Raw genomic sequence first — 15,134 nt, 5'->3', positions numbered from 1 at the left:
TTTTTATTTATCTTATTTTTCAAGCGCTAAAATAAAATATTCATTGCTTGAGCGATTAAAAGTTGAAAAAAAAGAAAGTATAAAGATTTTAATTGTGAATGCCTTAAAAAACAATATCGATCAATTGGTTTTGCAAGGTATCATAGATAGTCTTATTAATTGTAGAAGATTTTATCAATCACGTGTTATAGGTATATTACAAACATATTTACAAAGCAGTGAAGCGTACTTACATTCCATTTCAAGAAGAAATGAAATTGAAATTAAAGAAGTGTTTGTTGATTTAGCAAACGTTTATTATAAATCCGAATTCAAGCTTATTTTACTCGAAGAATTATCTTCTCTTGAATCGCACTTTAATGGTTCAAAAGATACCGCTTATCAAAATTTAAAACAGCCCAGAATTTTAAGACTATATTATCGAATTTTAATCGCATTATCAAATGTATATGGATACGATTTATCAAATGAAATTTATCTTCAAAATTCTGATAAACAAGTTCTAAGAATTGCAACTAATTCTTTGGGTAAATTAAAAACTTTATCATCACTGAAAAAAATTATTTCATATGCTGATGGAACCGAAAATGATGACATTAGAGCAGAATCCATCACAGAAATGATCGATAGCAAACAAGAACTATTGCTCGAATTGATTGAATTCATCCCTTTAATTACAAATGAGTATCAATCTGCGCTTATTGCACAAGTCATTTCTCATAAGATTGAATATTTAATTCTTAAAATGATTATAAAAGAGCCCGTTCGTCTTCAAGAAATGCTTGAAATCACAATCAAGTATGGTTACCGTGAAGAACTTATCGATTTTTTAAATGAAAATAATGACAAAGGAATCGAAAATTTTATTCTTAAAATATTAAAAGTTTATGCCAATGAAGATGAGTCTCTATTTAACGAACTAAATGAATATTTAAACAAAGATCTTTTTCAAAAAATGGGATTTGTTCCTTTTAAAATTAAAGTACCAAAAAAAGAAGCAAGTACTCCAGAAATTCGGAAGACAAAATGGTTACTTGGTATTTTATTTTTTTCAATCATATTACTGCCCTTATTGTTTTCTATTCTTCATTTGTTTCAATTTTCAAACATGTCTTTTTTGGATTTATTATCTCAATACATTACCTCGATTAACCAATGGTTCATTGTATACTACCTTACTGTTAATTTTGTCTATTTAATCTTGGCTTTCCTTTCGTTTTTTGAAAATAGAAATCAATTGAATCTGTGGAACATAAAAGGCAAGAATTTATTGTTTGAAAAAGGAATGTTATCATCAATTTCCATTATTGCTCCAGCGTTTAATGAAGAATTATCCATTGTGGAAAGTATCCAGTCATTGTTAAATCTAAATTACCCGAATTTTGAAGTTATTGTTGTCAATGATGGCTCAAAAGATTCAACGCTTCAACAAATGATAACTCATTTTAGTTTAGAAAGAAAAAATATTCCTGTGATTCAAAATGTTAAAACAAAAAACGTTAAAGCTGTATACAAAAACCGTTATTTTCCTAATTTAACTGTCGTAGATAAATTAAATGGTGGAAAAGCAGATGCCCTAAATTGTGGCATAAACTTTTCGAAAAATGACTATGTTTGTGGAATCGATGCCGATTCCATTTTAGAGCCAAATTCTTTGTTAAAATTAATGTCTTCTATGTTAGATCATGAAACAATTACTCTTGCACTTGGAGGAAGTATTGTCCCTGTAAATGGCTCTTCAGTTGATCATGGTAAAATTGAAACGATTTCACTGCCAAAATCAAATTTAGCAAAATTTCAAACCATTGAATATTTAAGAGCTTTTAATATAGGTAGGCTAGGTTTTGCAAAACTGAACTCCTTATTAATCGTATCAGGAGCATTTGGACTTTTTGAAAAAAGAATTCTTATTGAGTCTGGTGGGTATTTAACCGTTGATTCTTTGAAAAAGGATACCGTAGGTGAAGATATGGAGCTTGTGGTAAGAATTACTAGGAATGCGTACGAACAAAATCTTCAATTTCGAATCGATTATATCGCAAATGCTAAGTGTTATACAGAAGTTCCTGAGGAAAGAAAATCCTTTTTCCGCCAAAGAAATAGGTGGCAAAGAGGTTTGATTGATATTTTGTCTTATCACAGAAAAATGATTTTAAATCACAAGTACAAACAACCTGGCATCATTGGAATGTTTTATTTCTTTTTGTTTGAGATGATTGGTCCTCTTTTTGAGATTCAAGCTTATATTGCGATTATCATCGGCTTTATCTTTGGCATTTTAAATATAGAAGTTTTATTCTTGCTTTTATTGGTTACTGTTGGAATGGGAATTGTTTTGTCTTTGCTTGCACTTTATATTAACGAAAGAGACTCCATTTACTTAAGCAATCGAGATACATTTAAATTAATATTCTACGCTATTTTAGAAAATTTTGGATGGCGACAATTAATCAGTATCTATCGAGTAAAAGGGTTTTTATCTTCTCTTAGAGAAACAAATGCTTGGGGTCAAATGAATCGAGTTGGTTTCAAAAAATAATCAAGTACAATCGCAAAAATTGGCGATTGTATTTTTTTCTTAAATGGCAAATTTTTCTTTACATTTTGGTATGAACGTATTATAATATTACATGCGTTAAGACTCGGTAGCTCAGCTGGACAGAGCAACGGCCTTCTAAGCCGTCGGTCAGGCGTTCGAATCGCCTCCGAGTCGCCATATTTTAAAAACGAAGTCAGAATATTTCTGACTTTTTTATTTTTTGATCTATTTTAGTAATTGGATTTAAAATAAACTTTTGTTTTTTCGTAAAAATAAGATATAATAATAATGCGTGACCCGGTAGCTCAGCAGGACAGAGCAGCGGCTTCCTAAGCCGTCGGTCGGGGGTTCGAATCCCTTCCGGGTCGCCAAAATAAAATAAATTTGATAGCTGGCCCGATAGCTCAGCTGGATAGAGCAACGGCTTCCGGAGCCGTCGGTCGTGGGTTCGAATCCCTTTCGGGTCGCCAATGTTTTTTAAACCATTCAACTTGAATGGTTTGTTTTTTTTATTTTTTGAAAGCAAAAAAAGTATAAAATGGTATAATTAATTTATTGAATAAATTCAATTATTTTATATTGGAGGCACTATGAATTTTAACTATTTAATTCAAGCTTTAACTTTAGAGGAAAAATGCGCAATGTTAGTTGGGCTTGACTCATGGCATACTTACCCTGTAAATAGACTTTCTATTCCATCTATCACTATGGCAGATGGTCCTCACGGTCTAAGAAAACAATATGTTTCAACTAATTCTATTTCAGCAGATGAAAGCATCCCTTCGGTCTGTTTTCCTCCCGCAGTTACCGTTGCGTCTTCTTTTGACCCTCGACTGACTTTTGAAATGGGAGAAGCAATCGCATCGGAATGTCTTTCTCAAGATGTTCAAGTGTTACTTGGACCTGGAATTAATATAAAAAGAAATCCACTTTGTGGCAGAAATTTTGAATATTATTCTGAAGATCCCTATTTAACGAGCGAAATGGCAAAAGGATTTATAAAAGGAGTCCAATCAAAGAACGTAAGTGCCTGTGTGAAACATTATGCTCTGAATTCTCAAGAAAGTTATCGAATGGTCTCATCTTCCGTAGCGGACGAACGAACCATTTTCGAAATCTATTTAAAAGCTTTTCAAGATGTTTTAGAAGTTTCACCAGATTTGGTTATGTGTTCTTATAATAAAATTGATGGAGTATATGCATCAGAAAACACTTTATTTTTAGATACAATTTTACGTAAAAAATTTGGATTTAAAAATGTGATTGTATCGGATTGGACCGCAGTTAGTAACCGAACTAATGCCTTAAAGGCAACTCTTGATTTGGAGATGCCTGGCTATATTTATAGTGTACATCAATTAGTAAATGATTATAAAAAAGGAAAAATTTCTATGCAAGAAATTGATGCCTCCGTTGAAAGAATTCTTCGATTAATTGAAACAAAAAAGAAGAATGTAATTTTAGAAGTTTCCTTGGAAGCTTCCCATCAAAAAGCTCGTAAAATCGCAAGAGAATCGATGGTTTTATTAAAGAACACTGATGAGTTATTACCACTATCTAAAAAGGATTCGATTGCGCTTATTGGTCGCTTAGCCAAAGATGTTCGCTATCAAGGAGGAGGATCAAGTCACATCAATCCTTATAAAGTAGAATCTTTAGTTGAAGTCATACCAAATGAAATTGATTTTGGCTATTGTAGTGGATATACACTTGAGGGAGATGGCTATGATACTTCATTAATTGAAGAAGCAATCAAATTGGCTTCGTCAAAAAACAAAGTAGTTTTGGTTGTTGGTTTAACCGATGTTTATGAGTCAGAAGGATACGATCGCAAACATTTGTCTCTTCCAAAAGGACATCTTGAATTAATCAATGCTTTAGCAGAAGTAAATCAAAATATTATTGTTGTTTTGCAAATTGGTTCTCCCATTGAGATGCCTTGGATTTCAAAAGTTAAAACCGTTCTAAATGCTTATTTAGGAGGAGAAGCTTGTGCTCTTGCGATAAGTGATCTTCTATTTGGAAAAGAAAACCCTTCTGGCAGACTTGCTGAAACGTTCCCTTTAAGCTTAAAAGATGTCCCTTCTATGGCGCATTTCGCAAAAGGGAACCATCAAGTTTTTTATAAAGAAGGAATTTATGTTGGGTACCGTTTTTATCAATCGATACACAAAGATGTACTATTTCCATTTGGATATGGATTAAGTTATTCGAAGTTTGAGTACTTTAATCTTGTGGTGAGTTCAAAAAACATCACTTTACCGAAAAAATTGAAAGTATCGGTTACGATTAAAAATACAGGTAAGTATAGTGGTAAAGAAGTCATTCAACTTTATATTGAAAATCCTCAAACAGGAATATTTAGGCCAAGAAGAGAACTTCGTCAATTTAAAAAAATCGAATTAGATGTTTCTCAGGAAAAAACGGTTGAATTTGTTTTAACTGAAAATGATTTTAATTATTATGATGTTAATTCTTCAACATTTGTTGTATCTTCAGGAGAGTATAAAGTTCAAATCCGAAAGAATGCAAGAGATGAGTTATTAGAAGAGAGTGTTGAAGTAAAATCAAATTCACTTATATTGCCGATTACTTCATTCGAAGAAACAAAAAGTTATTACATTAATAATGGGTTAACCCTTGAAGACTCCGATTTCGAAAAATTACTTGGAAGAAAAATGGAGCAAGAAACATTGATTCATAAAAGACCGTTTTGCCTTGATAATAATTTAGAGGATATCTCTTCAACATTGTTGGGAAAACTTCTTAAAAAAATTATTGTGAAAGCCAGTCGGAAAGAAGTGGACTCTAAACCTCAAGAGTACCAACAAATGGTCGATAAATCGGTAACTGAGACACCTTTGAGAAGTATTGTAGTATTTAGTGGTGGTTTAGTAAAAATGCACACCATGCAAGGATTTATCGATTTATGCAACCTAAGATTTTTTAAAGCATTCAAATCTTTTGTGAAAAGAGACTAATTATGAAAAAAACTTGGTTTAGAGAAGGTTCAGTTTATCAAATTTATCCTAGAAGTTTTCAAGATTCCAATTCTGATGGAATAGGGGATTTGTTAGGGATCATATCTAGAATTCCTTATTTACAAGAACTTGGAATTGATATTGTTTGGTTATCTCCTGTATACGAATCTCCAAACGATGATAATGGTTATGACATTTCCAACTATTTTGATATATTAAAAGAATTTGGCACCCTAGATCAAATGAAACAACTCATTCAAAAATTACATGAAGCAAACATAAAACTTGTGATGGATTTGGTCGTAAATCATACTTCGGATGAACATCCTTGGTTTCAAAAATCTGTTTTAAAAGAAAAAGGATTCGAAGATTTCTATTATTGGAAAAAAGAAAAAGGAAATTGGACTTCTTTCTTTGGAGGAGATGCTTGGACGTATCACCCTGTAAGAAAAGAATACTATTTACATTTGTTCTCAAAAAAGCAACCTGATTTGAATTGGAATAACCCTCAAGTTAGGCAAGAAGTAAAAAATATTTGTACTTTTTGGTTGGATTTAGGCGTAGACGGCTTTCGATGTGATGTTATAAATATCATCGCAAAAGCAGACAATCTTCCTAACGGAAAATGTTCTCTTGCTTTAGTAGGAAGAGAACATTATTTGGACAATCCAAAAATTCACGCTTATCTTCAAGAATTAAAAGAAGATGTTTTTTCTAAATATGATTGTTTTACTGTTGGAGAAACTGTTTTAATAAACCCTTCCTCTGCGCTTAGTTATATCGAAGAAAGTAAAAGAGAATTAGATATGGTTTTCCAATTCGAACATATGGGCGCAGATAACTACTTTGTAAAGTGGTTCATGAAAAAATTTAAACCTCAAAATCTAAAGAAATCTTTATCAAAGTGGCAACATGGTCTTCTAGGAAAAGGATGGAATTCTTTGTATCTTGAAAATCATGATCAACCTAGAAGTATCTCGAGATTTGGAGATATGGCCTTTTATGATAAATCAGCCAAATTACTTGCGACAATGCTTTATTTTCAACAAGGTACGCCTTTCATTTACCAAGGTCAAGAGATAGGAATGACCAACGTCAGTTTTGAAGATTTAAAGGACTATCAAGATATTGAAACCAAAAACATTTATAAAACGGGAAGAAAGTGGCATTTATCTCATAAACGAATGATGAAGAAGATTAAAATGATGTCAAGAGACAATGCAAGAACGCCTATGCAATGGAATCACTTGAAAAATGCAGGATTTTCTGATTGTACTCCATGGATAAAGGTGAATCCAAATTATCAAGAAATAAATGTTTTATCGAATGAAAATAATCCTGATTCGATTTTAAATTATTATAAAATGATTTTATCACTTCGAAAAAAACACGAAATTATTGTGTGTGGAGATTATGAAGACATTGAATTTTATAATAGACAAATATATGCCTATAAAAGAAATTATCTAAAACAAGAATTAATCGTAATCTGTAATTTCTCAAAGAAACCTTTAAACGTAAAACAACTTATAACTTTAACAAATGATGAATGTATCTTACATAATTATCCATTAGATTCCAAAGATGCGATGTTTAGGCCTTATGAAGCTAGAGTGTATTTGAAAAGTAAAGAATAACTCTTTTGTAAATAAAATAAAAATGAGCTTAATTTAAGCTCATTTTGTTTGTTTTAAAAACGATTTTTTAATGTCAAAAAAATCTGGTAGAATCTCTTTTAATCTAGCATCAATTCCTGCTTTGTCATCTTTATATCCTAAAGCATGCTTTGCATTTTCAACCGAATACAATTCTTTAAAGGGAGATTTTGAAGTGGCATATAGTTTTTTTGCCATATCAAAAGGTATCAATTCGTCTTGTGTCCCGTGGATGAAAAAAATGGGGATTTTACTTTTTCTAACTTCATGAATTGGTTTAATTTGTCCTAGAAAAAAATGATGAAAATAATAAGTAATGAGACTAACTCCAGGTAAAAATAACAGTCCTATTTTTGGCTTAAAACTTTTAATAAACACTTCATTCATGCTTGGAAACCCAGAATCTGCGACAATAAACTTGACGTTTTCAGGTAATTGTAACGTGGAAGCTAACATAACAGTTGAAGCTCCCATCGAAACGCCATCTAGTAAAATGCTATCCGTTGAGCCATACGTTCTTAACACAAAATTAATCCAACGTTTCAAATCATATTTTTCGTAATGGCCAAAACTTGTAAATATTCCTTCGCTAAGTCCATGACCTCTTAAATCCGGTAAAAGAACTTTAAATCCTAAGTCACTATACGTTTTTGCGACAAGTACCATATCCGTTGAAACAGAATGATATCCATGTAAGATAATAGCTGTATTTAAAGATTTCTCATCAATGCTTGGTATATAGACACCTTTTAAAATTGTATTATCATAAGCCTTTATTTTTACAGTTTCTTTTGGAACTTTTTCGTACCACTTCCAAGAAGGATTAAAAAAAGGATCTTCTTGATTGACTACACTATATTGTCTATTTCCTTTCATCAAAAAGATTTTTTTATAGATGAAATAGGATATGGTTAAATAAATAATAAGAATTGTTAATGCTACTATTAAATAGATGTATTTTGGATCCATGTAATCACCTTCCTAATAATATTTTAACATATTTTTTGAAACCTGAAGAATATATTTTAGTATAATCAAACATTTCGAGAAATATGTTGAAGGGTATATATTTATTTCAAAATAAGGTATAATAATTTTAGAAGGTGATAATATGATTAAATTTGGTGTCATGGGTGCTGGCAGAATTTCTGCTTCCTTTTCAAGTGCAGTAAATGGTATTAATGAACATTTATATGCCATTGCCTCTAGAAACTTGTTAAAAGCAGAAACCTTTAAAAACAAATATCATTATCAAGTTGCCTATGGAAGTTATGAGGAAATGTTAGACGATCCTTTAGTGGACTGTGTCTATATTGCGACCCCTCATTCTTTTCACTTTGATCAAATGAAATTATGTTTAGAAAAAGGAAAACATATACTTTGTGAAAAAAGTTTTACTTTAAATCATAAACAAGCCATCATTATCTATGAACTTGCTAGAAGGAAACATCTTTTTGTAATGGAAGCGATGTGGACAAGATTCTTACCTACTCTTCTAGAAGTAAAAAAATTAATCGATCAAGACGAAATTGGAGAAATCATTCAAATTGATGCAACTTTTGGTTTTAAAGCGGAAATGGATTTACAAAATCGATTGTTTAATTTAAATCTTGGTGGGGGTGCTTTACTAGACGTAGGTCTTTATACATTAACACTTGCAAATCTGTTTTTAGGTGTTCCTGATAATATTGAGAGCACAGTAGTTATGAGCAAAGAAGGAATCGATTTATCAGAAACAATTACTTATTTTTATCCTCATGCACAAGCTGTTTTGATGGCTTCTTTGGTAGAAGATTTAGGAACAGATGCATATATTTATGGTACCAAAGGGTATTTTCATATTCCTTCGTTTCATTCAGCTAATCTTGCAATTCTTTACAACAATAATCATAAAGCATTGCGAGAAATAGAACACAAGCATATTGTGAATGGTTTAGAATATGAGATTTTTGAAACTATAAAATGTATAAAGAAAAAAAGCATTGAAAGTCCGCTTATGACTCATGAAAATTCCATTGAAATTTTAAGACAAATGGATCATTTACGAAAAAAATGGAATTTAGTTTATCCGCAAGAATTAGGGTAAATATTAGTTGACTTATTGAATGGTATACTGTATAATTACTTCCGTATGTAAAACGCATACCGCACAGGAATGGTCTTAAAACGAATTCGTTACCATGATGGCGAGTCTTAATCTTATGAGGAGGTGCAAACAAAATATGTATGCAGTAATTGAAACTGGTGGAAAACAACTAAAAGTTGAAGTCGGGCAAGAAATTTACATTGAGAAATTAGAAGTGGAAGTTGAATCAACTTATACGTTCGACAAAGTATTAATGGTAGGTGGCGAAAAAACTAAAATAGGCAAACCTTATGTTAAAGGTGCAAGTGTCGTTGCCACAGTAAACAAACATGGTAAAGGTGCTAAAATAATCGTTTTTAAATACGAGCCTAAAAAGCATTATCACCGTAAAAATGGCCATCGTCAACCATATACTAAGTTAACGATAACCGAAATTCAACTGTAATTTTATTTTTTGAAAAATCTAATTTGGAGGTGTAACAAGTGATACTAAATCTTAATATACTTGAATGTATGGCTTCAAAAAAAGGGGTAGGGTCGACTAAAAATGGTCGTGACTCAGTAGGACGCCGCTTAGGAGCTAAATTATCTGATGGTCAATATTGTACTGCCGGATCGATCATTTATCGTCAACGAGGAACTAAAATTCATCCTGGAGAAAATGTTGGTTTAGGAAAAGATGACACTTTATTTGCATTAATCGATGGTATTGTAAAATACGAAAGATTAGGTAGAGATAGAAAACAAGCATCTGTGTACCCGCAAGCATAAAACAGGATAAAACCTGTTTTTTTCTTTTTTAAAGGAGGATATTACGTGATTACAACTTTAATTCTTAAAATAATGCGTTTACCTAAATGGTTGACTAAAATGAAAGTAAAATATCCGATTTTATATTTTGACTTTTGGCTCTTTATAGGGCTTATTGTATTTTCAATCTTACATTTTTTTTCTTTTCGTAATGATATTGTTTATGGATCTATTATGATTGTTTTTCCTTTTATTTCGATGGTATTTGGTTCTATTTATAATTTTAAATTACCGAAAATAAAACCAAAATTAAATCCTGATATTTTTCTATTACAAGGATTTCCAGTTCTTATCAGTCAAATCATAATGCCTTTAAATATCTTAATGATGATCTATTCAAAAGGGGTATTTAATCAATCGGCTTATGATGAATTCTATTTTTTAATTCTTATCTTTTTCATTGAAACAATATTTTTTGTTTTACTTCGTTTTTTGTCAGGAAAATTAAAGCCATACTTTGCCATTCTTTTGTACATCTTAACCGAGATTTTTGCAATCATCATGTATATCTTAGCCTTAACGATTGTTTAATTTCGAAAAGCATTGAATTTTTATTTCAATGCTTTTTTTTATTGTTTTTTTTTGTTAAGTAAGATATAATTAAACTGTGAAACTGGTTACATAAAGAGAGGTTCCTAATGAATAAAGATTATCTATATTTTGATAAAACATTTGAAATTAATTCATATGATCGAAAAAAAACCTTCGCAAGTTTTCTTCCTGGACTTGCGGGGAAAAAAGGAATTCCTTTGTGGGCCTTTTATGTAAACCGGGGTCAAGGAGTTTCTTCTTTTGGTATACGAGATAAAAATGGTGCTATTTTAGAGTTTTACCCTGCAAATCTAGCATATATGTATGTTTCAAAAATCGGATTTAGAACTTTTATTAAAGTCAATGGTGTTGTCCATGAATTTTTTGATAACTCAGATCAAACACAAACTCGTAAAATGCATATTACACAAAGTTCTTTAAAAATCATAGAAGAAAACCATACATTAGGCCTTAGTATTAGCGTAACGTATTTTGGCTTACCAAACGAGGACATTGCAGCTTTGACTCGATTAGTAGAAATTAAAAATGTTTCAAAAGAACCCATTTCTTTCGAAGTCTTGGATGGATTGGCTCAAATCCTTCCTTCTGGAGTGGACTATGGTGGGTATAAAGCCATATCTAATTTACTAAGAAGTTGGATGAATGTTGAAAATCTTGATAAAAAAATTGCTTTTTACAAACTTCGCTCCTCCATTGGGGATGAAGCGGAAACCAAAGAAACCAAATCCGGAAATTTTTACGCTACTTTTGTTAATCATAAAATTGTTTTACCAATTACCGATATGGATTTAGTATTTGGCTATGATACTTCTTTAAATTTTGCTCGCTCTTTTGAAGAACATACTTTGGAAGAACTTTTGTTAGAACCTCAAGTCACTGAAAATAAGATTCCTTGCGGTTTTACACCTGTCATTAAAAAGTTAAACGTAAATGAATCTATTCAAATTGAAACCTTAATTGGTTACACATCAGACATTAATATCATTAATCACAAACTAAGTACCTTTCAAGAAAAAAACTATTTTACGAAAAAACAAGTTGAGGCAAAGTTAATCATTGATGAATTACTTGATGACGTTTTAACTACGACAAATTATCCTCTTTTTGATGAATACATTCGTCAAAGTTATCTTGATAATTTAATTCGTGGAGGATATCCTTTAACCATAGAGACAACCAATGAAAATTTCGTGTATTATCTTTATAGTCGAAAACATGGTGATTTAGAGCGAGACTATAATTTCTTTTCAATTGCACCAGAATTCTATTCTCAAGGAAATGGAAATTTCCGTGATGTGTGTCAAAACCGAAGAAATGATATTCTTTTCCATCCAGAAATTGATAACTATAACATCCATGTATTTGCGTCTCTTATCCAAGCAGATGGGTTTAATCCATTAGGTATTAATGGTTCCACTTTCCAATTAAAAAATCCTACAAAAGCAAAAGAACTAATTCAAGAGTGTTTTTTAGTTGAAAATAAAGCGATGGAAAAACTCCTTGATGGAAAGTTTACTCCAGGAAGTATTATTAACTTGATGCATCAAGAAAATCTTTCGACAAAATTAACTGATGAATCAATCTTTAACAAAATCTTTAGTCTTTCTTTTCAAAACATAGAAGCAAGTTTCAATGAAGGATATTGGGTAGATCATTGGACTTATCTTTTAGATTTAATTGAAAATTATGATCATATTTTTCCAGATCGAAATAACGCTTTGTTATATGGTGACTCTTCCTATACTTATTTTAATAGTCCTGCATCTGTCTATCCAAGAAGTGAAAAATATGTTAAAGATCGTTTTGGAAAGATTCGCCAATATGGTGCCTTGCATCATCCTGACAAAGAAGTCATCAACACTTTTGAAATGAATGAACATGGTACAAATTGGCTTAAATTAAAAGATAAATCTATCATCAAAGCTACTTTGTATTCTAAATTATTTGTTTTAGCCATTAACAAATTTGCTTTATTAGATCCGTTAGGAATTGGGCTTGAAATGGAAGCCAATAAACCCGGTTGGAACGATGCAATGAATGGTCTTCCAGGATTATTTGCAAGTGGAATAAGCGAAACAATTGAACTTGCTAGGTTAGTAGATTATTTATTAAAACATATCGATACTTCCAAAAAAATAGTGCTTCCTATTTCTTTTGTCACGTTTTTTCAAAACATGGAAAAAGCAGATGATTCTGATGCATTTATTTATTGGGATAGTATCTCTACTCTAAGAGAAATCTATCGAGAGACATTAAGAACCCCTATCGAAAGAATGGTGGAGCTTCCTGTTAAATCATTATTAGATATCCTTAACAAAATGCAAAAAAAATTAAAACGTTCTTTGCAACAAGCCCTCGATTTAGGAAAAGGAATTATTCCTACCTATCTCTATTATGAAGCCGATGATTACGAAGTTCAAACAGATAAGTCAGGTCAACCAATCATTGGACATTATGGATTGCCTTTGGTTCACGTAAAACATTTTACTATGAAAAAACTGCCTTTGTTCTTAGAGGCTCCAGCAAGATTTTTGAAATACAATTCCAATTTAGAACAAAATAGTACTTTAGTCCAAAAAGTGAAAAACTCAGGGATTTATGATAAAAAACTTAAAATGTATAAAACCAGTGAAAATTTAGATAAATATGGCTATGAAATAGGCAGAATTAGAGCCTTCACCAAAGGGTGGTTGGAACGAGAAGCCAATTTCTTACATATGACCTATAAATATTTACTTGGAATATTAAAATCTGGACAAATCGATGCTTTTTTTGAAGAGGCAAGGGATAATTTAGTTTGTTTTATGGATCCAGAAATCTATGGCCGTTCTACCCTTGAAAATTCTTCTTTTATCGCTACTTCAAATAATCCAAATCCAAACTTACATGGGCAAGGATTTGTATCTAGATTAAGTGGCTCAACGGCTGAAATCATTAGTATTTGGTCTGTACTACTTTACGGGAAAGAAATTTTCACTTATGAAGATAACACTTTACGGTTAAAATTAAAGCCCCTTTTAACTGCTGATTTCTTTAAAGACGATATTGTAGTTACAACGTTCATGCATACAAGTTTACTCTATTACAATCCAAATCATTTAAATGGATTTGATTGTAAAATCGAAAAATATGAACTTACAGATTATAACGGATATATTACTTTAGTTTCTTCTGAATTTATTTCAGATACGTTTGCAGAAAATGTTAGAAACGGTTTGTATAAACTTATTAAAGTCTATTTGGTTTAAATTAAAAAAGAAGGACGGAAGTCCTTTTTTTCAACTTAGATTTACCTTGATAAATGGCGGTTGTTAAGGTATACTAAAAGAGTTAGGGTGTGTTAACTATGAAAGAGACTTTAAGAACCATATTTGAAAAACAATTCGAACCAAATCCAAACACTAGATTCTTTTTTTCACCTGGAAGAATTAATTTAATTGGAGAACATACCGATTACAATGGTGGATACGTTTTTCCCTGTGCACTGTCTATTGGAAATTATGGTGCTATTTCTTTAAGAAACGATAAATTGATACGTTTATATTCCGAAAATTTGTCTGAATTTGGTATTATCACACTAAATTTAATCAATCTAAATTATCAATCTTCACATGGATGGGCAAATTATGCAAAAGGAGTCATTAAAGAACTCCTATTAAGAGGATATAAAATCAATCAAGGATTTGACATTGCGATTCTTGGAAATCTTCCTGTAAGCGCGGGATTATCGAGCAGTGCTTCCATCGAATTATTGATTTCGACCATGATGAATGAATGTTTTCATTTAGGTATAAGTAAAACAGATCTTGCACTTTTATCTCAAAAAGTAGAAAATGAATACATTCATGTTAACTGTGGCATTATGGATCAGTTTGTAATCGCAAACGGAAAAGAAGGTCATGCACTTTTGCTTGATACGGCTAAACTTGAGTATTCTTTGGTTTCACTTGATTTAAAAGATTACGAAATTGTCATCTGTAATTCAAAGGTAAAACGTGGTTTAGTTGATTCTGCCTATAATGAAAGAAGGCAAGAATGCGAAGCAGCTTTAATTATCTTACAACAAAAATTAGATATTCATTTTTTATGTAATATCTCTATTCAAGAATTTAATCCTTACCGAAATCTATTTGAAAATCCCATTTTATTAAAAAGAGCGACTCATGTGATTAGTGAGAATTCAAGAACGCTTGAAGCTTATTCACTTCTTATCAAACATGATATCTTAGGATTCGGAAAATTAATTACACAATCTCATCAATCTTTACGAGATGACTTTCAAGTATCTTGTAAAGAACTAGATGGTTTAGTTGATTTAGCATTAAACGAAGGCAGCCTTGGTTCTAGAATGACCGGAGCTGGGTTTGGTGGATGCACAATCAATATTGTCTCAAAAGATAGAGTGGAAGAATTTAAAAAAAATGTTTCGAGAGCATATGTTGGACTGTTTGGAATTACACCAGATATTTTAATCAGTTATGCAAGTGATGGTGCAAAAGAAATCTAAGGAG

10 protein-coding genes and 3 tRNA genes are annotated in these 15,134 nt (G+C 31.3%); 12 read left to right on the top strand and 1 reads right to left on the bottom strand.

Translation table 11 applies throughout. The annotated features are described in order from the left end of the window. The 6 genes from KJ971_02575 to KJ971_02550 all read left to right on the top strand — a co-directional run. A partial coding sequence (locus KJ971_02575) for a glycosyltransferase family 2 protein (protein MBU1144727.1) occupies window positions 1-2,539 on the top strand: 2,539 nt, incomplete at its 5' end. 100 nt (window positions 2,540-2,639) lie between these two features. Next, a tRNA-Arg gene (locus KJ971_02570) sits at window positions 2,640-2,716 on the top strand. A gap of 117 nt (window positions 2,717-2,833) precedes the next feature. Continuing rightward, window positions 2,834-2,910, top strand: a tRNA-Arg gene (locus tag KJ971_02565). Between the two features lie 22 nt (window positions 2,911-2,932). Beyond that, a tRNA-Arg gene (locus KJ971_02560) sits at window positions 2,933-3,009 on the top strand. Window positions 3,010-3,129: 120 nt separating this feature from the next. Continuing rightward, complete coding sequence (locus KJ971_02555) at window positions 3,130-5,520, top strand: glycoside hydrolase family 3 C-terminal domain-containing protein (GenBank protein ID MBU1144726.1); 2,391 nt, start codon at window positions 3,130-3,132, stop codon at window positions 5,518-5,520. Between the two features lie 2 nt (window positions 5,521-5,522). Beyond that, window positions 5,523-7,157 carry an alpha-glucosidase gene (locus tag KJ971_02550; GenBank protein ID MBU1144725.1) on the top strand — a complete coding sequence of 545 codons (1,635 nt, stop codon included), beginning with the start codon at window positions 5,523-5,525 and terminating at the stop codon, window positions 7,155-7,157. A gap of 39 nt (window positions 7,158-7,196) precedes the next feature. On the opposite strand, the gene KJ971_02545 is transcribed toward KJ971_02550, so the two are convergent. Next, entirely contained in the window at window positions 7,197-8,144 is a 948-nt protein-coding gene (locus KJ971_02545) for an alpha/beta hydrolase (GenBank protein ID MBU1144724.1), read from the bottom strand. A gap of 142 nt (window positions 8,145-8,286) precedes the next feature. On the opposite strand from KJ971_02545, the gene KJ971_02540 reads away from it, so the two are divergent. From KJ971_02540 to KJ971_02515, 6 genes are all read left to right on the top strand, one after another. After that, complete coding sequence (locus KJ971_02540; protein ID MBU1144723.1) at window positions 8,287-9,261, top strand: Gfo/Idh/MocA family oxidoreductase; 975 nt, start codon at window positions 8,287-8,289, stop codon at window positions 9,259-9,261. Window positions 9,262-9,397: 136 nt separating this feature from the next. Continuing rightward, window positions 9,398-9,706 carry a 50S ribosomal protein L21 gene (gene rplU, locus KJ971_02535; GenBank protein ID MBU1144722.1) on the top strand — a complete coding sequence of 103 codons (309 nt, stop codon included), beginning with the start codon at window positions 9,398-9,400 and terminating at the stop codon, window positions 9,704-9,706. A 41-nt stretch (window positions 9,707-9,747) separates the two neighbouring features. Continuing rightward, window positions 9,748-10,032, top strand: coding sequence for a 50S ribosomal protein L27 (gene rpmA / locus KJ971_02530; GenBank protein MBU1144721.1), 285 nt, complete (start codon window positions 9,748-9,750; stop codon window positions 10,030-10,032). 45 nt (window positions 10,033-10,077) lie between these two features. Next, on the top strand, window positions 10,078-10,602 hold the full coding sequence (locus tag KJ971_02525; protein MBU1144720.1) for a hypothetical protein: 525 nt from the start codon (window positions 10,078-10,080) through the stop codon (window positions 10,600-10,602). Between the two features lie 107 nt (window positions 10,603-10,709). Next, window positions 10,710-13,871 carry a cellobiose phosphorylase gene (locus KJ971_02520; protein MBU1144719.1) on the top strand — a complete coding sequence of 1,054 codons (3,162 nt, stop codon included), beginning with the start codon at window positions 10,710-10,712 and terminating at the stop codon, window positions 13,869-13,871. A 98-nt stretch (window positions 13,872-13,969) separates the two neighbouring features. Beyond that, complete coding sequence (locus tag KJ971_02515) at window positions 13,970-15,130, top strand: galactokinase (protein ID MBU1144718.1); 1,161 nt, start codon at window positions 13,970-13,972, stop codon at window positions 15,128-15,130. The last annotated feature ends 4 nt before the right edge of the window (window positions 15,131-15,134 follow it).

Source organism: Bacillota bacterium, from assembly GCA_018818595.1.
Taxonomy (GTDB): domain Bacteria; phylum Bacillota_I; class Bacilli_A; order Izemoplasmatales; family Hujiaoplasmataceae; genus JAHIRM01.
Note: the sequence above shows the minus strand (reverse complement) of the source record. Positions and strands in the feature narration are given on the sequence as shown.